We start from the raw sequence: 19,584 nt of genomic DNA, 5'->3' as shown, positions 1-19,584 counted from the left end.
CCTTATCCATGACTGCCCTGAATCAAGCGCGTCAATTGCTGGAAAGCACTCGACGCACTGTCGAGAAAAGCGACGACCCCTACGTGATCAGCCGCTTCGGCGATTGGCAGATTCGCGTGGATGTCGCGGCCGCCTTGCTTGAACGCGCCGAAACCGATCCAAGCCCGGTCGCCGTCACCGAAGCGCAGATCGCCGCCGCCGAAGCCTTGCTCTTCGCCAGCAACACCGAATTCGAACTCACCGGCCAACGCACCGCGCTGCCACCGACCCTGGATGATCCGTTGCGCTGGAAATACCAGGTCGTCGGCAACTACTACCTCAACGGAGTGCTGTGATGTCCCGTGAAATCCGCTTGAACGCCTTTGACATGAACTGTGTCGGCCACCAATCGCCGGGCCTATGGGCGCATCCGCGTGATCGCTCGTGGCAGTACAAGGATCTTGAGTACTGGACCGACCTGGCGAAGATTCTTGAGCGCGGCAAGTTCGACGGCCTGTTTATCGCCGACGTGCTGGGCATCTACGACGTGTACAACGGCAATGGTGACGCGGCGATTCGCCAGGCGACCCAGGTGCCGGTCAACGATCCGTTGTCACTGATCGCGCCCATGGCGCTGGTCACCGAGCACCTGGGTTTTGGCCTGACCGCGTCGCTGTCGTTCGAGCACCCGTATCCGTTTGCCCGCCGTCTCTCGACCCTCGACCACCTGACCAAGGGCCGCATCGGCTGGAACATCGTCACCTCCTACCTGGAAAGCGGTGCCAAGAACCTTGGCCAGAAAGCCCAGACCGAACACGACGCACGCTACGACTACGCCGAGGAATACCTGGAGGTCTGCTACAAGCTCTGGGAAGGCAGTTGGGAAGAGGACGCGGTACTGCGCGACCGCGAACGTCGGATTTTCAGCGACCCGAGCAAGATCCACGAAATTCGCCACGTCGGTAAACATTTTCAGGTGCCCGGCATCCACCTGTGCGAACCCTCGCCGCAGCGCACGCCGGTGCTGTACCAGGCCGGTGCCTCCAGCCGTGGCAAGCAGTTCGCCGCGGAGCAGGCCGAATGCGTGTTCGTTGCCGCGCCGTCCAAGGTACTGTTGAAAAAGACCGTTGCCGACATCCGCCGCCGTGCGGCCGAGGCCGGGCGCGACCCGAAGAAAATCCTGATCTTCAACTTGCAGACGGTGATCGTCGATGAGACCGACGCCAAGGCCAAGGCCAAGTTTGACGAGTACAAATCCTACGTCAGCTACGAAGGCGCGATGGCGCTGATCTCCGGCTGGACCGGGATCGATTTCAGCCAGTTCAAGCCGGATGAACCGCTCAAGCACGTGCACACCAATGCGATTCAATCGGCGGTGGAAGCTTTCTCCACGGCGGATCCGAACAAGGTCTGGACGCCCAACGAACTGGCCGATTGGGTCGGTATCGGCGGCTTTGGACCGCTGTTCGTCGGTGGCCCGGAAACCGTGGCGGACCTGTTGCAGGAGTGGGTCGAAGAGACTGACGTCGACGGCTTCAACCTCGCCTATGCGCTGACCCATGAAACCTTTATCGACGCCGTCGAGTGGCTGGTGCCGGAATTGCAGAAGCGTGGCGTGTACAAGACCGAATACGCCCAGGGCACGTTGCGCGAGAAGTTGTTTGGCGACGGTGCAAGGTTGGGCGCGAACCACCCGGGCGCGGGCTACCGCAATTTATTTGGGATACAAAAAACCAATGTGGGAGGGGGCTTGCTCCCGATAGCGGTGGCTCAGTCAAAGGTGTTCTAACTGACCCACCGCCATCGGGGGCAAGTCGAATCGTCGCACCGCCCCTCCCACAGTTGTCCTGTATCGATCCAAATAATCAAGCCAGCGGACCACCGCACGCACACCCCCCAATAGGAGCAACCCCCTATGAGCGTGCACGAACCAACGGCCCTCCTGGAACACCTGCAACACTGGGCACAACTTGCGTGCCGAACGCGCCGAGGTCAGCCGGGGCCTGATCGAATACGCCGGCGTCGACCCCAGTCAGCGCGTGCGCCAGGGCATGGTGCATGTGCTGGAAGGCCGTCATGTATTCGGCCAGCTCACCGTGGAAGACAACCTGCGCAGCGGCGGCTTTGTGCGGCGCCTGAGTCGCAAGGCCATGGAGCAAGACCTGGAGCGCATCTACGCCTGGTTCCCCCGGCTCAAGACCAAACGTCACACCCGGGCCGGCCTGACGTCCGGCGGCGAGCAGCAAATGGTCGCCATTGGCCGCGCATTGATGACCCATCCTACTTTGGTACTGCTCGACGAGCCGTCCATGGGTTTGGCGCCTATGATCGTGCAGGAGATCTTCGAGATCATCGCGCAGCTCAACCGCGAGCAGCAGGTGAGCTTCCTGATCGCCGAGCAGAACATCAACGTCGCGCTCAACTATGCGTCCCAGGGCTACGTGCTGGATACTGGGCGCGTGGCCTTGAGTGGCAGCGCCGCCGAGCTGTTGGCGCGGGGCGATTTGCACGATATTTATCTGGGTAAACAGTAAAGGCGAATATGCATGACTGAATCCCTCCGCAACGCTGATGTCCTGATCATCGGCGGCGGCCTGAGCGGCACAATGCTGGCGGTGCAACTGCTGCGCCTGCCTGGGCAGCGCCGGATCCTGGTGATCGAACCGCGCGCCGAACTCGGGCGTGGCGAGGCCTACAGCGCCGTCGAACTGGGCCACACCCTGAACGGCAATGCCGCGCGCATGAGCGTCGACCCGGACAATGCCGATGACCTGACCCAATGGCTCACCGACTACATCGGCGCCGGCGGTTGGCCCGAGTCGGACCAGCAGCACGTGCCCATCAGCGAACTGTTCCCGCCACGCGGGATTTTTGGCCTGTATGCGCAGCAACGGCTGGCTGAAGCCAAGGCGTTGTCGGCGTCCACCGTCGAGCATATCCGCGCCGAAGTCGTCGACTTGCAAGTTGGCGACGTCTCAGTGTTGCTGACCCTCGACAATGGCCAACAACTGCGCGGTGCCCACGCGGTGTTGGCCACCGGCATGTTCCCGGCGGCGCGCACGCCGCAGACCGAATCCAGCGGGTTGAACGCCGCCGCCGTGGACCCCTGGGACGTGCAGGCCATGACCCACCTCGACCCGCAGGCGACCGTGCTGATCATCGGCTCCGGGTTGACCATGGTGGACGCCGTGGTGTCCCTGGACCAGGCCGGGCACCGTGGGCCCATCGAGGTGTTTTCACGCCACGGTTTGTTGCCCCATGTACGCCGGCAACCGCCGGGCTGGGACGATTTCCTCGCCGCTGACCACGCCTTGCGCAGCCCGCGACAACTGCTGCGCGAGGTGCGTCGCCAATGCCGCCTGGCGCTGGCGCAGGGTATCGATTGGCAGGCGCCACTGGACACGGTGCGCGCCCATATCGGGCGTTTGTGGAGCCAGTCCAGCGAGGGCCAGAAACGTCAGTTCGTGCGGCATGTACGGCCCTGGTGGGAAAGCCATCACCACCGCTCGCCGCCGTTGAGTGCGCAGTTGGTGGCAAGGCTGCATGAAGAGGGGCGGTTGCGGATTCGTGCGGCGTCGTTCAAGGGGCTGGAGCCTGCGGGTGAGGGCGTGACCATTCGTTTGCGTTATCGGGGCGAACAGGCGATCACCCAGGTATCGGGCGCAGCGCTGATCAACTCCAGCGGCATCGAATACGACTGGCGCCGCGTGGCCCGGCCGTTACCGCAGCAGTTGCTCAAGCGCGGGCTGATCACGCCCGGGCCGTTGGCGTTGGGGATTGCGGCGGACACGTCCGGCGCAGTGCTGGATGCCCAGGGCCAGGTCAGCGCGCGATTGTTCGCCATGGGCCCGCCGTTGAGGGGGATGTGGTGGGAGAGCACGGCGGTAACGGATGTTGCCCTTCAGGCCAAGGCATTGGCATCGAAGTTGGCGCATTTCTAAATGTGGGAGGGGATCTCTATTTATCTTGAGGTCTTTACGAAGCCGGGTTTTAGGCCGAACACTTCCACCCCTTGCGCCGTCGATTGCCCGGTGGTCACCTTCACGCGCTCCACCGGCTTATCCATCGTTTCTCGATACTCCACCGTCCTATCCGCCTGGATCGCCTCGCTCGGAATCACCATCGCCTGCGCATTGTTGTAAGTGACGATGGTCAACCGCGCACTCATCCCCAGCCGCACCCGCTGCAACTGTTGCGGGGTCAGCCTGGGGATCGACAGGGTCACCGGAAACTGCGCGCTGCTCTGGCTGTCGCCGGCAATCGCCAGGCCGCTGACCACGCTCACCGAGCCGCTCAGCCGTTCGCCGTCAAAACCATCGCCCAGCACTTCCACCGCCTGGCCCTGATGCAACTGGTTGATGTCCAGCTCGGAGACCTTGGCGACGATCTTCAGCCGCTCGATATTGGCCAGGCCGAATAGCACCTGGCCCTGGCTGACCCTGCTGCCGGCCTGAATGGGCGCGTTCGCGTTGCCGCCTTGGGGCGCATTATTGCCGGGCGCGGGCACCACGATGCCGGAGAACGGCGCCTTCACCTCTTTGCCTTCGAGCAGGGTGCGCAAGGCCTCGTATTTCACCGTGGCGTTGGTCAGTTCCATGTCGGCGATCTGGCGGTACTCGCCCTTGCCCTGATCAAGGGCCTGTTGCAGTTCGCTGCGGGCGGCGGCGAGGTCCAGCTGCTGTTGCTGGGTCTGTTGCTTGAGGTCGTCCAGCTCGTTGCGCGGGATGATGCCGCGCTTGAACAGATTTTCGCTTTCGGTGAGTTTGCGCTGGGTGTTGCCGGCGGTCATCTCGGCGGTGCGCAGGCTGCGGCGCGCACGGCTGACGGTGGGGCCGCTGTCCCAGTCCTGCATTTCCTGCACGGTGCGCCTTGCCTTGAGCTGGGCGGAGAGGGCGTCGCGCAATTGTACTTCAAGGGTGGCCGGGTCCATGCGCAGCAGGACCTGGCCGGCCTCGACCCGCTGGCCTTGCTCCACCAGGTTGGCCTGCACATTGCCGTCGAACGGCGCGGTGAGGGTGAGGGTGGTGTCGGGTTCGATCTTGCCCACCAAGCCGATCTGATGCACCAGCGGGTCGGGTTTGACCGCCAGCCATTGCTCGCCGGTGGCAGCCGGGCCTTCGGCCGGGCTGCGCAGGGCCAGCCCGGCGCCTGCCAGCAGCACGATCAATACAGCGCCCAGCAGGCCTTTCTGTTTAATAGTCATTGAGGGCGATTTCCCAACTTTCCAGCGTCATGCCCAGGGTCAAGTCGAGCTGGGTCTGGGCGTTCAAATAAGCGATCAGCGCGTTGAGCTGTGCGTTTTCGGCATTGCGCAGGTCGGTCTCGAAACTCAGCACCTGGAAGTTGGTGGAGCGCCCGGCGCTGAGCTTTTCCCGTTCGATCTCGATCTTGCGCCGCGACAACTCCACCGCGCGCTGGGAGATTTCATACTGGCGCCAGCGGGTGCCGAGGTCGCGCACCACGTCGTTGACGCTGCGCTCCAGTTCCTGGCGGGCGTCGGTGATGCGGATCTCCTGGTCCTCCACGTTGACCCGCGCACGCACTTCGGCCTGGCGTGTGCTGATGTCGCCGATGGGGATCTGCACCTGCACCCCCGCGTAGCTGTCCCAGGTGCGGTTGTTGGTGCTGCCGCCGTCGTTATTGTAGGCGTCGCGTATCTGGTTCGCGCCGGCCACCAGGTCCACCTGCCAGCGCCCGGAGTCCTTGGCGATCACCAGGTTGAGGTCGGCCTGCTGGCTGCCGAGCAGGGCGGCGAGGTATTCCGGTTGCTGGGTCTGCGCGAGGTTGAAGGCCTGGCGTTTGTCGATCTGCAGGGGCTTGGCCTCCAGGGCTTCGCTGGCGCGAATTGGTGTGGACAGGTCCAGGGCCAGCAGGCGCAGCAAGGCCAGGCGGTTGGTGTCGAGCTGGTTCTGCGCTTCTTCGACGCCCAGTTGCTGGGTGGCGATGTCGGCTTCGGTCTGCACGATTTCGAACTCGGCCATGCGCCCGGCGCTGATCAACGCCTTGTTCACTTCAAGCAGCGTGCCGGAGCGCTTGAGGGCGTCCTGCACGATGCTCAGTTGCTCCTGGGCCCGCAGCAGTTCGCGGTAGGTGGCGATGATCTGGCTGATGGTTTGCGCCACGGTCGCCTTGAGGTTCAGGCGGTTGGCCTGCTCCGACAGGCGTGACAGGCGCAGCGGTGCGGTGGTGGCGTCCCAGCCGGCACCGCGCATCAACGGCTGGATGATCGCCAGGTCGAGGCCGTCGCTGCGGTAACGGCCGGCGCGGTCGGCGTTGTTCAATTGCTGGGTCCAGGCCATGCTCAAGCGGGTGCCGTACTCACTGAGCAAACTGGTGGCCGGCGCCACGTTGGCATTGCGCGCACTGTCCTGGGAGCCGCGGGTGCTGCGGTAATAGCTGTTGAGGGTGAGCTTGGGGTTGAACACGTCTTCGGCGACACGCAGGTCGAATTTCTGCGCGACCCGCTGCAGGTAAGCGCTGCGGATCGCCGGGTTGTTGCGCAGGCCCAGGTACACGGCGTCACCCAGGGTCATGGTGGTGACCTGGGCATTCAAGGACACGCCCCGGTCGTAACCGCTGCGGGTGGTACTCGGCGCCGACGGCTTGATGACCACATCGGCCGCCCCGACGGGCAGGCTGATCAGCGCGAGTAGCCAGAGCCATTTATTCATCACGCAGGGCCTCCACCGGCTGCAACCGTGAGGCCGAGACAGCCGGGTAGATGCCAAAGAACAGGCCCACCAGCAACGTACTGCCCACCCCCAGGGGCAGGGCGGCAGCGGCCAGGTCAAATAGCCAGCCCGACAGCCAGGCATAGAGCCATGCGGCGGTCATCCCGAGTACCGCGCCGCACAGCGCGCCGACGGCGGTGAGGGTAACGGCTTCGAGCAGGAACAGGTTGCGGATGTCGCGCTGGCGAGCGCCCAGGGCCATGCGAATGCCGATCTCACGACGGCGCTCCGACACGTTCATCAGCATCACATTCATCACCCCCACACCGCCGCCGACCAGGGAGATGGCGCCGAGGGCCAGCAGCAGGTAGGCGAACGTGCGGCTTTGCCGGGTCATGCCGTCGATCATTTGCTGGGGCACCTGGATGTCGACAGTGTGGTCGGTGAGCTGGGTCTGCAAGGCGCTGGCGGCTTCCTTGGCAATGCGCTCCATGTCCTGGCCGGGCGCGGCGCGGATGATCACATTGCCGATCTGCGGCATGGCATAGATGCGGCGCATGCCTTCGGCGGGAATGAACAACGAATCGTTGGCCTGTACCGGCATCAGCATTGCCCTGGGCTGGTTCTGCAGAATGCCCACCACCAGGAACAGGTAGTCGTTGATGCGCACGCGGTCGCCCAGTTGCAGCGGATCGCCCGGCGTTCCGAGGGCCTGGGCCACCTGGTCACCGATCACGCCGTAGGTTTCGTTGGCGTCGAAGCTCGACAGGAAGCGCCCCTGCCGTACCACCAGGCGCATCGCCGCCTGGATGTCCGGTGTGCTGCCTACGAGGTTGGCGTTGGTGGTGCGGCCATGGAACACGATGGGCCCGCTGAACAAGGTCAGTGCGCCGATATGGGCAATGCCCGGCACGGCCTGGCGCACGGCGTCCAGGTCGAGCTTCGCGGGCGTCGGCACGGTGCTGCTGCCCTTGGGCGGGAACTGGGCGACCAGGGTGTCGGTGCCCATGTCCTTGAAAATCATCGCGGCATCCACCGCCGCGTTATGGCCGATATTGATCAGCGCCACCACCGACGAACTGCCGATGACGATGCCCAGCAGGGCCAGGACCGAGCGCTTGCCCAGGGTGCGCAGGCTGACGAAGGCTTCATGCAGCAATTGGCTGAAGCTCTGTTCGACCCGCAGGCTCATAGGCGGTCGGCCTCGTGTACCACGCCATTGCGCACCAGGATCCTGCGCTCCAGGCGCTCGGCGATATGCGGGTCGTGGGTGACGATGATCAACGTGACCTGTTGCTCGCGGTTCAGGGCCAGGAGCAGGTCCATGATGTCCTGGGCGGTGCTGCTGTCGAGGTTGCCGGTGGGCTCGTCGGCCAGGATCACCGAAGGCTTGCCCACCAATGCTCGGGCAATCGCCACACGTTGGCGCTGGCCGCCGGAGAGGTCGGCGGGACGATGATGGGCGCGCTCCGCCAGCCCGACCTGTTCGAGCATGCGCAGGGCCTGCGCCACTGATTCATGCCGGGACACGCCGCGATAACTCAGGGGCAGGGCGACGTTGTCCAGGGCGCTGAGGCGCGGCAGCAGGTTGAAGCTCTGGAACACAAAACCGATCTGCTGGTTACGGATCGCCGCCAGCTCGTCCGGGGAGGCGCTGAAGATATCGTGGCCGGCAAAGTGGTACTGGCCGCTGTTGGGCAAGTCCAGGAGGCCGAGGATATTGAGCAGGGTGCTTTTGCCGGAGCCCGAGGCGCCGAGGATGCCGCAGCTGTCACCGCGATCGATGGACAGGCACACCTCATTGAGAATGGTCAGTTCCTGCCCGGCGAGCTGATAGCGCTTGCCGATACCTTGCAGGGAAATCAAGCCTGGGTGCGCGCGGGTATCTGTCATCGTGACTACGCCTGCAGTCTCGACGCCGCCGTCCTGCCCCCTTTGTAAATCTTTGTAACAAGTTCGGGAGCTAGCTGGTTCGCGTCTCGGACTGGTTTTATTTCTTGTTTTTAAAATATTGTTTGAATACTAACCGGGTTCCCCGCGCTTCGCCAGCCGTGGGTGTAGAGCGGTTTTACGCTTTGAAATGATTTCACCCGTCGGTGTGGTGGGCTGCCAAAATACCTGGGACTGCCCTCAAAGTGCCCATTGGCAAAGGCTTTGGATAGCATAGCGGTGTGTCACTACTTGCTTTCGAACGGCCGCACCGGTATAAAAAATCAAATTATTTTTTAAAACAATATTTCCGCCGTGGAACCCTTATGGTCGCGAAGAAACTCAGCGCTCCAAACGTTACCAAGACTCGATTGCTGGATGCGACAGAGGCTCTCTTCATTAAGTACGGTTATGACGCGGTGTTGTTGCGGCAGATTACCGAGCGCGCCCAGGTGAACCTGGCCGCTGTGAACTACCACTTCGGGGACAAGGATTCCCTGATGAAGACCCTGCTGATGCAACGCCTGGAGCCGCTCAACGAGCAGCGCCTGGAACTGCTGGCGCGTTGTGAAGCCGAGTCCGATGGCCCGCTTGATTGCGACACCTTGCTCGGTGTGCTCTTCGCTCCGGCCATGGGCCTGGAGCGCAGCGACCCGGCCAGCGCCAGTGGGGAAGGGCGTTCGTTCATCCGTTTCCTCGGGCGGGTGTATAGCGACACCTCGCCGTTTATCCAGGAATACCTCAAGGTGCATTACCAGCCGGTGTTCCAGCGCTTCTTCGAAGCCTTCGCGCTGGCCTTGCCGGACTTGCCGCGCAATGAGCTGGGAGTGCGCCTGCAATTTGCCCTCAAGGCCATTTCCGGGGTCATGGCGGGTACCGAACTGCGCCTGCTGATGAACTCCATGAGCCTGGGCCGCCCGGCGACCGACGCTGAAGTGATGGCCAAGCTGATCACCCTGGTCTCGGCGGCGATTCGTGTGCCGCAGCAAAGCCCGGAAGCCGAACACGCGCTGGCCAAGGTGCTGGATACCCAGCGCGCCATTCGTGAGCAAGCGGCCGCGCCGGCCGCGAAGGCCTCGCGCTAACTCAAATCCCAGGCAAAAAAAAGCCCGCTGGGGCGGCGGGCTTGATGTGCAACATTTGTAACGGATGAGGCTTCACACTACGTCTCGGGATGTGAATAAAACGTGAAAAATATGTAAGAGAAAGTGTGAAAGTGTTGATGTGAGTAAACAGGTCAACGGGCCACCTTTCTAGATCCTCCAACGCCCGGCGCTCTTGGCCAGTCGTTGGCGCATCGCGTCCACATTCGCCGCCAGTTGCACCGTTAACAATCGATACCCATCCAGCGCACTGTAAACCGGCGCATCCAGCGTGGGCTCGCCGCCGGTGATAGGGCTGGGCCGCTCCAGCCGCTCCGTGACCCCCGACTTCAATGCCCGCGCCATCCCCACCAGTTGCACTCGAATCTGCCGGTGCTCGGCTTTCAGCATCACCTGCATACGCGCCATCGCCTGTTCATCGCGCGGGTCCGGTCGCGTGTTGCCGAGAATCTCCAGGGTGCTCATGCACATGCGCAGGTGCCGTTGGATGGCGTCCAGTTCGGTCATGGAAATCCGCACTTCCTTGGACACCGACGGCATCAGCGAGCGCAATTGCAGCATCGCCGCATTCAAGCGGTTCAGCAGTTTGAGGTGTTCATCGTCAGTGACCGATTGGCCATTGATGATCCGGCTATAGATCGCGGCACAGTCGCGCAACGCGCTGGCCAGGTTGTAGCGCCACGAGTACACCGCATACAGCGGCAGGGCGAAGGAGAACGCCAGGGCCAGCACGATACCGATCAGGATGTCGACCGTGCGCCACAAGCCATCCGAGATCGGATTGTCACCGTGCCCGGCGACGATAAACACCGTGATCGCCGACAACAGCGCGATGTAGCCGCCCTTGCCGATGGCGTGATAGGAAAAGAACCCGCACACCACCGACATCAACAGGTAAGTCAACAGCGGTTGGCCGAAGTAGGCCTGTTGCACCACCAGCAACAAGCCGACGCTGGCGCCGATCAAGGTGCCGTAGGCGCGCTCCACGGCTTTCTTGCCGATATTGCCGTGGTGCTGCAAGCCACCGATCACAATCAGCATGGTCACCGACGCCCATTCACCATGGGGCAGGTTGATGCCGGTGGTCAGCAGGATCGTCGCCAGCAGGCCAATGGACACGCGCACGGCGTGGATCAGCTTGGCGTGGCGATAGCGGCGGTACGGGTCGAGCAGGGGGCGCAGCAGGCGCCGGGCGAAGAGTGGCAGGTTCATCAGTACTAAAGTGGCCTCGGTTTTGGAGATGTACACAATCCAAATGTGGGAGGGGACAAGTCGAAACGTCGCACCGCCCCTCCCACATTGAGATCGGTATTGCCCTTAGAAGATATAGTCGGTGGTCAGGAAGCTTGAGTCGCGGTTGCGCAGAATGTCGCTGACCAGCGCCTTGTTGCTGTCCTGGAACTTGGTCGCCACCAGGGTGCGGATCGAAAACACGCGCAGCGCGTCATGTACCGACAGCGTGCCCTCGGCCGAGTTCTTGCGCCCGTTGAACGGGAACGTGTCCGGCCCGCGCTGGCACTGGGCATTGATATTGATGCGGCCGACCTGATTGGCAAAGGTGTCCACCAGGCGCCCGACTTCCACGGCGTTGGTGCCGAAAATACTCAATTGCTGGCCGAAGTCCGAGTCGAGTACGTACTCGATCACCGTCTCCAGATCACGGTAGGGCACGATGGGCACCACCGGGCCGAACTGTTCCTCGTGGTACACGCGCATCTGCGGGTTCACCGGGTACAGCACCGCCGGGTAGAAGAACGAACCCCGGCGGGTACCGCCATTGGCGTTCACCACCTGGGCGCCGTGTTGTTGCGCATCGGCCACCAGCTCGCGGAGGTAATCCACCTTGCCGACTTCCGGCAGCGGTGTCAGTGAAACGCCGTCTTCCCAGGGCATGCCGGGCTTGAGGGTCTCCAGTTTGCGGTTGAATTTCTCGATGAAGCTGTCGACCACGTCTTCATGCACAAACAGGATTTTCAACGCGGTGCAACGCTGGCCATTGAAGGACAGCGAGCCGGTGACGGCCTCGCTGACGGCGTTGTCCAGGTCCACCTCCGGCAGCACGATGCCGGGGTTTTTCGCATCCAGGCCCAGTGCTGCACGCAAGCGGTGCGGCTTGGGGTGCAGTTTTTTCAAGTCACTGGCGGCCTTGTTGGTGCCGATAAAGGCAAAGATGTCGATCTTGCCGCTGGCCATCAACGCACTGACGGTTTCGCGGCCGCTGCCGTAGATCACGTTGATCACCCCGGCCGGGAAGCTGTCGCGGAAGGCCTCCAGCAACGGTCGAATCAGCAGCACACCCAGCTTGGCCGGCTTGAACACCACGGTGTTGCCCATGATCAGCGCCGGGATCAGCGTGGTAAACGTCTCGTTGAGCGGGTAGTTATAGGGGCCCATGCACAGCGCCACGCCCAGGGGGACGCGGCGGATTTGCCCGAGGGTGTCCTGTTCCAGCTCGAAGCGGCTGCTGCGGCGGTCGAGTTCCTTGAGGGCATTGATGGTGTCGGTGATGTAGTCGCAGGTGCGGTCGAACTCTTTCTGTGAGTCCTTGAGGTTCTTGCCGATCTCCCACATCAGCAGCTTGACCACTGCGTCGCGCTGTTCGCGCATACGTCGCAAAAATGCCTCGACGTGCTGGATACGCTCCACCACCCGCATCGTCGGCCATTCACCCTGGCCACGGTCATAAGCGCGCACGGCGGCATCGAGGGCGGTGAGGGCGGTGTCGGCGTCCAGCAACGGCGTGCTGCCGATCACCACGCGGCGGTCGCCCAATTGCACCGGGCTCTGCACCTGGGCCAAGGGGCCGCTCCACACCTGCAACTGGCCGTTGACCAGGTAATCACGCTGTTCGATGGGCGCCGCCAGGCGGTATTGCTCGGGAATATCGGCGACGCTGGTGGGAAACAGCTGGTCGAGCAGGTTGCTGGTGGTCATGTCACTTCCCCTGGAATAGTTGCAAAATATGACTAGAGAGTCACCCAACACAGGGCTCTATGGCAAGGCTTGTGCGCTTTGCAGTACGCACCGGAGCGTGTGGCCTGCTCTTCGAGATAGTAGACTGCGCGCCTTTCTTGAAGGAGTTCACATGAGTCAGTACCAGCCGGGCATTCTTGCCGCACCGGTGCCTTTGCAGGCACGCCATCTGTTTTTTGTCGTGGATACCCTGGCAGCCGTGCCCGCTGCGCTGGACGCGCTGGTGCAGTTGACCGATTCGGCGGCAGTGGTCGGATTTGGCGAGCCGCTGGTAAACGCGCTGGGTGCAACGATTGATGGCTTGCGCAGCTTTCCTGCCGTGAGCGCGCCGGGCGCGCACAACCCGTCCACCCAGCAGGCACTGTGGGTGTGGCTGCATGGCGTCGATCGCGGCGAGTTGCTGCTGCGCAGTCGCGCTTTCGAGAAGGCCCTGGCCCCGGCGTTTCGCCTGGTGCAGTCGACCGAAGGCTTCCGCTACAAGACGGGCTTCGACCTCACCGACTACGAAGACGGCACCGAAAACCCTCACGAAGACGCCGCCGTTGAAGCCGCCTTGACCGACAGCGGCGCCAGTTTCGCCGCGATCCAGCAATGGCAGCACGACCTCGATGGTTTCGCCGCGTTGCCCGCCCAGGAGCGTGACTACATCATCGGCCGCCGGCATGGCGACAACGAAGAGCTGGAAGACGCTCCCGAATCCGCCCACACCAAGCGTACCGCCCAGGAAAGCTTCACCCCGGAAGCCTTCGTGGTGCGCCGCTCGATGCCCTGGGCCGAAAACGGCCAGGCCGGGTTGATGTTCCTTGCATTCGGCCATTCCTTCGATGCGTTCGAAGCGCAACTGCGCCGCATGAGCGGGTTGGAAGACGGGATTGTCGATGGCCTGTATCGGATCAGCACGCCGTTGACCGGTGGTTACTACTGGTGCCCGCCGACCCTCGCTGGGCGGCTGGACCTGAGTGCGCTGGCAGGCTGAGCGTCTCTGCCTGGTAATCGTGGCTGAACATGAAAATTCGGACAGCCACGCAATCCCCCACTGAAAAAATCCCCATCTGCCCGTACTCTAGACGCCTTCGCCACACTGTCCGGATTGTTCATGTCTTCTGTTGCCGATGGGCTGCCCCTCAATAAACGCCTGCCAGCCGTGATCGCGATCTCCCTGGGAATCGGCATGGCGACGCTGGACACGGCCATCGTCAACACGGCGTTGCCGACCCTGGCCGAAGGGATTGGCACCGATTCCGCCTCGGTGATCTGGGTGGTCAACGCTTACCAGTTGGCGATTATCGCCACGGTGCTGCCGTTTGCGTCGCTCAGCGATGTGCTCGGGCACCGCCGCGTGTATCTCGGCGGGTTGCTGCTGTTTATCGTCTCGTCGCTGTTTTGCGGGCTGGCCGGCTCGCTGGTCAGCCTGACCGCCGCCCGTGTGGTGCAGGGGCTGGGGGCGGCGGCGATCATGAGTGTCAATACGGCGTTGCTGCGGCATATCTACCCGTCAAAAATGCTCGGGCGTGGCCTGGGCTATAACTCGCTGGTGGTGGGGCTGGCGTTTACCCTGGGGCCCACGGCGGCGTCGGCGATTCTGTCGGTGGCGACCTGGCACTGGCTGTACCTGATCAATGTGCCGTTGGGGCTGCTGGCCCTGGCACTGGGCCTGCGTTCATTGCCGACCCTGCCGATGACCGGGCATGCCTTCGACCGCCTCGCGGCCATGCTGTGTGCCGGCTTGTTCGCCTTGCTGGTGCTGGGGCTGGGCACGGCGGTGCATGGTGCGCAGGGGGCGTTGACCCTGGGCTTGATTGCGGTGGCGCTGGTATGTGGCGCTTTGCTGCTGCGCCGCCAGGCCGGGCACCCGGCGCCGATGCTGGCGTTGGATCTGTTCAAGCGCCCGGTGTTTGCCTTGTCTTCCCTCACGGCGATCTGCGCCTTCAGCGCCCAGGGCCTGGCCTTTGTGTCGCTGCCCTTTCTGTTGCAGGCGGTGCTGGGGCATAGCCAGGTGGAAACCGGATTCCTGATGACGCCGTGGCCAGCGGTCGTGGCGGTGATGGCGCTGGTCGCCGGTCGCCTGGCTGACCGTGTGTCCCTGGGCCTGCTGTGTGGTATCGGGCTGTTGATGTTGAGCGTGGGGATGGCCGCGTTGGCGACCTTGGGCAACGGCGCATCGGCCTTCGATATCGGCTGGCGCATGGCGCTGTGCGGTGCCGGTTTCGGCTTCTTCCAGTCGCCCAACCTCAAAGCCTTGATGACCAGTGCGCCGTTGGCGCGCAGCGGTGGGGCCAGCGGCATCGTGGCGATTTCGCGGTTGCTGGGGCAGACGCTGGGGGCGTCGTTGGTGGCGTTGTGTTTCCACCTGTCCCTGGGCAATGGCCCGCTGTATGCGCTATGGCTGGGTTGTGTGTTTGCGCTGGTGGGCGCCGTGGCCAGCGGCCTGCGTCTGCTGCCTTACGGGAAAAAGCCGTTGTAAAACCTGCGGCGGGAGGGCTACCGTGGCGACCTGAATATTTCGGGATGTTTCAGATTTATGTCCAGCCTGGCCCTCCGCACTGCTGATACCCATTCCCGCCGCGCTGCGTTGACCCTGGCTTTATGCCTGCCCAGTGACGTGTTGCTCTATCTGCTGCTGCCCATGGAGTCCCAGGCCTTCGGCATCACGCTCGCCCAGGCCGGGGTGTTGCTGGCGGCCAACCGGCTGGTGCGGATTTTCGGTTACCGGCATGTGCTGAATTTCTACGCACGCAACGGTGATCGCCTGACCTGCATGATCGCCGCCGGTGCCGCAACGCTGTGTGCGCTGGGTAATTCGGTGTTGTCGGGTTTTGCCGCATTGTTGGGGCTGCGGCTGGTGTGGGGCCTGTGTTTTGCCGCGTTGAACCTGTCGACCCAGGTATTGGCCACCTCCGAACCGGAGGGCGCCGCGCGGCGGGCAGGGCGATCGCGGGCGTTGATCGCCTGGGGGCCGATGCTGGCGTTGCCGTTGGGTGGCTGGCTGACGCTGTGGGCCGGGCCGCGACCGATCTTTGTGATCCTCGCCGGCTGTTGCCTGGTGGGGCTGTGGATGGCGCGCAGCCTGCCCAGCGCCGGGCATGATTTGCACAGTACCCCCGGGCGCCGCTTCCAATGGCCCGACAGCGTGGCGATGTGGTCGTTTATCGAAGGCGTGGCGCTGGACGGACTGTTTATTTTCGGCCTGTCGATCCAGGCGCAGAAGCTGCTCGGCGGCGACGCGGTGCTGATCGCGGGCGGCTTGATGGCCCTGCGTTATGTCTCGGAAATGCTCCTGAGCCCCCTGGGCGGCCGCGCGGCGCAGCGCTTTGGCGCCACCTCGATGTTGTTGCTGTTTTCGTTCATGAGTGCCTTGGCCTTGACGGCGTTCGGCAGCTATTGGGTGGTTGTCGGCGCGGCAGCGGTGTTGGTGCTGCGCGCGTTGCAACTGCCCCTGGTGACCACCTTGGTCGCCGAGCGCAACCCCGGTTCGATGCGGGTGTCGGCCCTGGCGTCCAACGCGGTATGGCGTGATATCGGCGCGGGCCTCGGGCCGCTGCTGGCGGGCCTGCTGTTGCCGGTGGCCTCGGCACCCCTGGTGTTTGGCGTGGCAGGCGCTGCGATTGCGGTGAGTGCGCTGTTTTGCTGGCGTACGCGTGTGGCTGGCGACTGACTTACGCGCTTTTCAAGCCTTCCAGCCAGGTGGGATCGAAACGGGTCTGCTCGGTGTCCATCCCCAGTGCCTGCATCTTGTTTTTATGCGCGTTCATTTCGCCGACCAACTGCGCCTGGGCGCTGGAGTTGGCATCCAGTTCATGCATCTGCGTCAGCCCCAAATGGTAGAAACGCAGCACCTTGATCGCCGTCGGGTCATTGGCCTGCACCCGCTCTGTGACGGTGTGCATCACATTGGTCACGCGCATCAGGTTGCGCTTGAGCTGCCAGCCATACACGGCCGGCGCCAGCCAGGGTTGGCTCCAGAACGGGCCGCGCACCAGGGCGAGGGTAATCAACACCCCGGCGAATACGCCGCCGACATTGAAGCGCATGTTGTCACCGCCGGGTTCGCCGAACAGCATTACCGCCAGGCTCGACAGCAGCATGGCCAAGGCCATGAACAGCACGGCTACGATCAGCGTGCTGCGGCGGGTCTGTTGGCGGTAGGTGACGGGGTCGCAGGGTTTGAGCTCGAACATCCGGTCCAGGTCTCCAGGGCGGGTAGGGAGTGGCATCTTCTCATGGCCAGCGGTCAGCGGTGGGGCAATCAAGTTGAACCATGATCTGGGGCAGTTTCTCTAAACCGGTGTACTCCCTTTGAGGTGAACCACCATGCCCGAATACAAGCAGCCACCGCCCGGTACACCCGACCCTGATCGCACCCCCGGTGAAGAAGAGCGTGACAACGATGCCTTGCGCCCCAATGACCCGAAAGAGCGTGATGCACAGGATGATGTGGAGCGCGTCGAAGAAGACCTGGAAAATCTCCACGACAAAGCTCGCCCCCTATAACAGGAGACCATGATGAACAAGCGCTCGGATGGACCCCCCTCCAACGAACACGCCAGCGGCAAGGATGAGTTGGGATTTGATCCGGACTCGCCGGATGTGGCAGATCCGCAGGTTGATCCGGTAGGTCCGGCCATCGCCCCGCTGGATAAAAAGGACAAGGAAGAGGCGAAAAAAAAGCCGCCCTACGATCCGTTGGGCGACTTGAAAAAATGAACTGAGCCCCGCCATTGAGCGGGGCTTTTGTTTATCTTGGCGGCATCCAGGTGACGTCGGTGATGCCGTACTTCTCTGCCCATGGGCGCGTGGTTTTTTTCACCTGTTCATGACCAACCCGGCCGATACGGCTGACATGCGCAATGTCAGCGTCAACGGCCGCCCAGTGCCACGCCTCGGCGTTGTTCATCACTTCGGCACGCACCACAAAGGACTTCGGTTGACCGTGCAGTTGGTAGTGGATGGTGTAGATTTTTGCGGTACTCATGTTGCCTCCCTGTCTTGTTATAGATGGATAGGGAACGGTTTAAAAAGGTTCACTCAAAATGACAATCTGCATGCTTGCGCGGCATAGTGACCCCTCCCTTCCGCGCCCAAGGATCGCGCCATGACCCTCCTGAACCATAGCCGCCTGTACCTGCAACGCCTGGGTTACGACTCGCCACCACCGCCCACCCTGCAGACCCTGCGGGATTTGCAACTGCGTCATGTGTGCACCTTCGCCTTTGAAAGCCTGTCGACCCTGCTGCGCCTGCCGGTGCCGATCGACTTGCACAGCGTCGAGCAGAAAGTCCTGTTCGAGGGGCGGGGTGGGTATTGCTATGAGTTGAACCAGATGTTCCTGGCGCTGTTGCAAGAGTTGGGCTTTGATGCACGCGGCATTACCGGCCGGGTGGTGATGGGCGGGCCACCGGAGGCGCGCACGGCGCGTACCCATCGCCTGAGCCTGGTGACACTGGACGGCGTGCGTTACGTCACCGACGTCGGCTTTGGTGGCATGGTGCCCAGCAGTCCGTTGCAGTTGCACACACACAAGCCGTTCAGGCCACGGCCCATGAGCCGTATCGCCTGACGCTCAATGAGCAGGAGGGCAGCTACACCTTGTGGGCCGAGGTCGCGGGGGAATGGCGTGGCTTGTATGTGTTCGACCTGCAAGTGCAGGCAGACATCGACTACGAAATCGGTAACTGGTACGTCTCTACCCATCCAGGTTCGCCGTTCCTGGGCCAATTGAAAGTCGCACGCCTGGCAGCGGGCGAACGCCACACCTTGAACAACGCCCATTATGCGATTCACTACCTGGATCGGCCGAGTGACAAGCGCGTGATCCAGAGCGCCGACGAACTGCTGGGAGTGCTGGGCACTACTTTTGGGATTCGCGTGCCGGTTCACCCTCAGCTGGATTCAACCCTTGATGGCTTGGTAATGGCTGCCCGCCAGGAGTATTGATCTAGAGCCATCGCTGAACCGTTTTACCTCCAAGAGGGGGCAAATTTTTTCGAACCTTTGGTGCCAACCCGGGTTCGAAGCGTTTCCTGAATAATTTGCCCACCAGACAAGGAGATGTAAACGATGTCCAAACTATTCGGAAACTTCCTCAAGCATTCCTCACTGCTGGCGCTGGTCGCCGCGCCAGCCGTGGTGTTCGCCGCACCGTCCACTGACCCGATTTCTACCTTTGGGATTCTGGGCAGCTACAACGACTTCAAGCTCGAAGGCGGGAGTGAAAGTGATAAGGACCACATGCCCGAAGCCGGCCTTTTCTACAACTTCGGCAACAAGCTCACCGCCGAGTCGGGCTTTATCTACCAGGCAGGCGTGGAAGCCAAGTACGGTGAAAAGAGTGATAACACACTCAAGGAAGGCCAGGCCGACCTGGATCTCGGCTGGCGTGCCGCGCTGGATGCGCGCAACTTTGTCGACGTGATCGTTGGCGGCGGTTACAGCTGGACCCGCTATGAGCTGGACTCGAACGACTACGACATGGAACTCACCAACAAGTCGCCGTTCGCCAAGGCCGCCTTGGGCTACAACCATCAGTTCGATGACATGACGCTGCGTTTTGAAGCGGGTGCGCGTCGCACCCTTGATGGTCGTACGAAGCTCAAGGTGGACGGCGTGGGCAGCGACACCGTAGACCTCAAGGACCGCACCAACCCTTACGCCGAAGTCAGCCTGCTGATGAACCAGAAGGGCGACCTGCCGGTGATGGCGGGCCTTTACTACACCCGCACCGAATACAAGCTGGACGGTGATTCCGACGTGGCCGATAACACTCGGCTCAAGCGGGATGAATACGGGGTCAAGGTAGGCATCGCGTTTTAACGCGGTTGCAACGTAAAACGCCCCGAACATTCGGGGCGTTTTTTTTAGAGCTATTGCAGGTCAGCCCAGAACGCAAAAACGGCGCCCGAAGGCGCCGTTTCTGTTGACTCACATACCGC

The 19,584-nt window shown here is 62.6% G+C and carries 18 protein-coding genes and 2 pseudogenes; 12 read left to right on the top strand and 8 right to left on the bottom strand.

Annotation, left to right across the window (positions count from 1 at the left end):
• Nucleotides 1–8: 8 nt before the first annotated feature.
• From FBY10_RS21080 to FBY10_RS21065, 4 genes and pseudogenes are all read left to right on the top strand, one after another.
• Entirely contained in the window at nucleotides 9–335 is a 327-nt protein-coding gene (locus FBY10_RS21080; protein ID WP_145337646.1) for an acyl-CoA dehydrogenase, read from the top strand.
• The gene (locus tag FBY10_RS21075; RefSeq protein WP_145337647.1) at nucleotides 335–1,768 is read left to right on the top strand and encodes an LLM class flavin-dependent oxidoreductase; all 1,434 of its coding nucleotides are present in this window, start codon (nucleotides 335–337) and stop codon (nucleotides 1,766–1,768) included. The genes FBY10_RS21080 and FBY10_RS21075 overlap by 1 nt, the downstream gene beginning before the upstream one ends.
• A 181-nt stretch (nucleotides 1,769–1,949) precedes the next feature.
• Nucleotides 1,950–2,513, top strand: a pseudogene (locus tag FBY10_RS21070) (ABC transporter ATP-binding protein); the annotation flags it as partial.
• A gap of 12 nt (nucleotides 2,514–2,525) precedes the next feature.
• Nucleotides 2,526–3,920, top strand: coding sequence for an FAD/NAD(P)-binding protein (locus FBY10_RS21065; RefSeq protein ID WP_145337648.1), 1,395 nt, complete (start codon nucleotides 2,526–2,528; stop codon nucleotides 3,918–3,920).
• Between the two features lie 20 nt (nucleotides 3,921–3,940).
• Here FBY10_RS21065 and FBY10_RS21060 read toward each other — a convergent pair whose 3' ends face one another.
• Genes FBY10_RS21060 through FBY10_RS21045 form a run of 4 tightly spaced genes read right to left on the bottom strand, consistent with a single transcriptional unit; the run spans nucleotide 3,941 to nucleotide 8,543 of the window.
• Complete coding sequence (locus FBY10_RS21060; protein ID WP_145337649.1) at nucleotides 3,941–5,182, bottom strand: efflux RND transporter periplasmic adaptor subunit; 1,242 nt, start codon at nucleotides 5,180–5,182, stop codon at nucleotides 3,941–3,943.
• Nucleotides 5,172–6,650 (bottom strand): TolC family protein, encoded by a 1,479-nt coding sequence (locus FBY10_RS21055; protein ID WP_131698082.1) that lies wholly within the window; start codon nucleotides 6,648–6,650, stop codon nucleotides 5,172–5,174. Before FBY10_RS21055 ends, FBY10_RS21060 begins: the two co-directional genes overlap by 11 nt.
• The gene (locus FBY10_RS21050) at nucleotides 6,643–7,842 is read right to left on the bottom strand and encodes an ABC transporter permease (RefSeq protein WP_145337650.1); all 1,200 of its coding nucleotides are present in this window, start codon (nucleotides 7,840–7,842) and stop codon (nucleotides 6,643–6,645) included. The genes FBY10_RS21055 and FBY10_RS21050 overlap by 8 nt, the downstream gene beginning before the upstream one ends.
• Nucleotides 7,839–8,543 carry an ABC transporter ATP-binding protein gene (locus FBY10_RS21045; protein ID WP_131698080.1) on the bottom strand — a complete coding sequence of 235 codons (705 nt, stop codon included), beginning with the start codon at nucleotides 8,541–8,543 and terminating at the stop codon, nucleotides 7,839–7,841. The genes FBY10_RS21050 and FBY10_RS21045 overlap by 4 nt, the downstream gene beginning before the upstream one ends.
• Before the next feature lie 362 nt (nucleotides 8,544–8,905).
• Here FBY10_RS21045 and FBY10_RS21040 point away from each other — a divergent pair, with 362 nt between their 5' ends.
• The gene (locus tag FBY10_RS21040) at nucleotides 8,906–9,664 is read left to right on the top strand and encodes a TetR/AcrR family transcriptional regulator (RefSeq protein ID WP_131698079.1); all 759 of its coding nucleotides are present in this window, start codon (nucleotides 8,906–8,908) and stop codon (nucleotides 9,662–9,664) included.
• A gap of 168 nt (nucleotides 9,665–9,832) precedes the next feature.
• Here FBY10_RS21040 and FBY10_RS21035 read toward each other — a convergent pair whose 3' ends face one another.
• Together FBY10_RS21035 and FBY10_RS21030 are read right to left on the bottom strand one after the other, a co-directional pair.
• Entirely contained in the window at nucleotides 9,833–10,894 is a 1,062-nt protein-coding gene (locus tag FBY10_RS21035; protein ID WP_145337651.1) for an FUSC family protein, read from the bottom strand.
• A gap of 105 nt (nucleotides 10,895–10,999) precedes the next feature.
• Nucleotides 11,000–12,616: an NADP-dependent glyceraldehyde-3-phosphate dehydrogenase gene (locus FBY10_RS21030; protein WP_145337652.1), complete on the bottom strand. Its 1,617-nt coding sequence runs from the start codon at nucleotides 12,614–12,616 to the stop codon at nucleotides 11,000–11,002.
• A 151-nt stretch (nucleotides 12,617–12,767) separates the two neighbouring features.
• Between FBY10_RS21030 and FBY10_RS21025 the strand changes: the two genes are divergently transcribed.
• The 3 genes from FBY10_RS21025 (at nucleotide 12,768) to FBY10_RS21015 (ending at nucleotide 16,310) form a co-directional block, all read left to right on the top strand.
• A complete protein-coding gene (locus FBY10_RS21025) occupies nucleotides 12,768–13,631 on the top strand; it encodes a Dyp-type peroxidase (RefSeq protein ID WP_145337653.1) in 864 nt (287 codons plus the stop codon).
• 120 nt (nucleotides 13,632–13,751) lie between these two features.
• Nucleotides 13,752–15,119 carry an MFS transporter gene (locus tag FBY10_RS21020; RefSeq protein ID WP_145337654.1) on the top strand — a complete coding sequence of 456 codons (1,368 nt, stop codon included), beginning with the start codon at nucleotides 13,752–13,754 and terminating at the stop codon, nucleotides 15,117–15,119.
• Nucleotides 15,120–15,176: 57 nt separating this feature from the next.
• Nucleotides 15,177–16,310, top strand: coding sequence for an MFS transporter (locus FBY10_RS21015; protein WP_131698074.1), 1,134 nt, complete (start codon nucleotides 15,177–15,179; stop codon nucleotides 16,308–16,310).
• A 1-nt stretch (nucleotide 16,311) separates the two neighbouring features.
• On the opposite strand, the gene FBY10_RS21010 is transcribed toward FBY10_RS21015, so the two are convergent.
• On the bottom strand, nucleotides 16,312–16,833 hold the full coding sequence (locus FBY10_RS21010; RefSeq protein WP_145337713.1) for a DUF3087 domain-containing protein: 522 nt from the start codon (nucleotides 16,831–16,833) through the stop codon (nucleotides 16,312–16,314).
• A 133-nt stretch (nucleotides 16,834–16,966) separates the two neighbouring features.
• Between FBY10_RS21010 and FBY10_RS21005 the strand changes: the two genes are divergently transcribed.
• Both FBY10_RS21005 and FBY10_RS21000 read left to right on the top strand, forming a co-directional pair.
• Nucleotides 16,967–17,146, top strand: a complete 180-nt coding sequence (locus FBY10_RS21005) for a hypothetical protein (protein WP_065940075.1) — start codon at nucleotides 16,967–16,969, stop codon at nucleotides 17,144–17,146.
• 12 nt (nucleotides 17,147–17,158) lie between these two features.
• Nucleotides 17,159–17,359 carry a DUF6021 family protein gene (locus FBY10_RS21000; protein ID WP_131698071.1) on the top strand — a complete coding sequence of 67 codons (201 nt, stop codon included), beginning with the start codon at nucleotides 17,159–17,161 and terminating at the stop codon, nucleotides 17,357–17,359.
• A 31-nt stretch (nucleotides 17,360–17,390) separates the two neighbouring features.
• On the opposite strand, the gene FBY10_RS20995 is transcribed toward FBY10_RS21000, so the two are convergent.
• A complete protein-coding gene (locus FBY10_RS20995; protein ID WP_027606320.1) occupies nucleotides 17,391–17,627 on the bottom strand; it encodes a DUF6555 family protein in 237 nt (78 codons plus the stop codon).
• Between the two features lie 120 nt (nucleotides 17,628–17,747).
• On the opposite strand from FBY10_RS20995, the pseudogene FBY10_RS20990 reads away from it, so the two are divergent.
• Together FBY10_RS20990 and FBY10_RS20985 are read left to right on the top strand one after the other, a co-directional pair.
• Nucleotides 17,748–18,589 (top strand): annotated as a pseudogene (locus FBY10_RS20990) (arylamine N-acetyltransferase).
• 123 nt (nucleotides 18,590–18,712) lie between these two features.
• Entirely contained in the window at nucleotides 18,713–19,465 is a 753-nt protein-coding gene (locus tag FBY10_RS20985) for an outer membrane beta-barrel protein (protein WP_145337655.1), read from the top strand.
• Nucleotides 19,466–19,584: the final 119 nt, after the last annotated feature.

It is taken from the genome of Pseudomonas sp. SJZ103, assembly GCF_007828335.1.
Taxonomy (GTDB): Bacteria; Pseudomonadota; Gammaproteobacteria; order Pseudomonadales; family Pseudomonadaceae; genus Aquipseudomonas.
The sequence above is the reverse complement of the archived record's forward strand: the minus strand, read 5'-3'. Positions and strand labels throughout refer to the sequence as shown.

Coding starts and splice junctions, on each gene's coding strand:
- FBY10_RS21080 (WP_145337646.1), top strand. CDS start 9: ATGACTGCCCTGAATCAAGCGCGTCAATTGCTGGAAAGCACTCGACGC.
- FBY10_RS21075 (WP_145337647.1), top strand. CDS start 335: ATGTCCCGTGAAATCCGCTTGAACGCCTTTGACATGAACTGTGTCGGC.
- FBY10_RS21065 (WP_145337648.1), top strand. CDS start 2,526: ATGACTGAATCCCTCCGCAACGCTGATGTCCTGATCATCGGCGGCGGC.
- FBY10_RS21060 (WP_145337649.1), bottom strand. CDS start 5,182: ATGACTATTAAACAGAAAGGCCTGCTGGGCGCTGTATTGATCGTGCTG.
- FBY10_RS21055 (WP_131698082.1), bottom strand. CDS start 6,650: ATGAATAAATGGCTCTGGCTACTCGCGCTGATCAGCCTGCCCGTCGGG.
- FBY10_RS21050 (WP_145337650.1), bottom strand. CDS start 7,842: ATGAGCCTGCGGGTCGAACAGAGCTTCAGCCAATTGCTGCATGAAGCC.
- FBY10_RS21045 (WP_131698080.1), bottom strand. CDS start 8,543: ATGACAGATACCCGCGCGCACCCAGGCTTGATTTCCCTGCAAGGTATC.
- FBY10_RS21040 (WP_131698079.1), top strand. CDS start 8,906: ATGGTCGCGAAGAAACTCAGCGCTCCAAACGTTACCAAGACTCGATTG.
- FBY10_RS21035 (WP_145337651.1), bottom strand. CDS start 10,894: ATGAACCTGCCACTCTTCGCCCGGCGCCTGCTGCGCCCCCTGCTCGAC.
- FBY10_RS21030 (WP_145337652.1), bottom strand. CDS start 12,616: ATGACCACCAGCAACCTGCTCGACCAGCTGTTTCCCACCAGCGTCGCC.
- FBY10_RS21025 (WP_145337653.1), top strand. CDS start 12,768: ATGAGTCAGTACCAGCCGGGCATTCTTGCCGCACCGGTGCCTTTGCAG.
- FBY10_RS21020 (WP_145337654.1), top strand. CDS start 13,752: ATGTCTTCTGTTGCCGATGGGCTGCCCCTCAATAAACGCCTGCCAGCC.
- FBY10_RS21015 (WP_131698074.1), top strand. CDS start 15,177: ATGTCCAGCCTGGCCCTCCGCACTGCTGATACCCATTCCCGCCGCGCT.
- FBY10_RS21010 (WP_145337713.1), bottom strand. CDS start 16,833: ATGTTCGAGCTCAAACCCTGCGACCCCGTCACCTACCGCCAACAGACC.
- FBY10_RS21005 (WP_065940075.1), top strand. CDS start 16,967: ATGCCCGAATACAAGCAGCCACCGCCCGGTACACCCGACCCTGATCGC.
- FBY10_RS21000 (WP_131698071.1), top strand. CDS start 17,159: ATGAACAAGCGCTCGGATGGACCCCCCTCCAACGAACACGCCAGCGGC.
- FBY10_RS20995 (WP_027606320.1), bottom strand. CDS start 17,627: ATGAGTACCGCAAAAATCTACACCATCCACTACCAACTGCACGGTCAA.
- FBY10_RS20985 (WP_145337655.1), top strand. CDS start 18,713: ATGTCCAAACTATTCGGAAACTTCCTCAAGCATTCCTCACTGCTGGCG.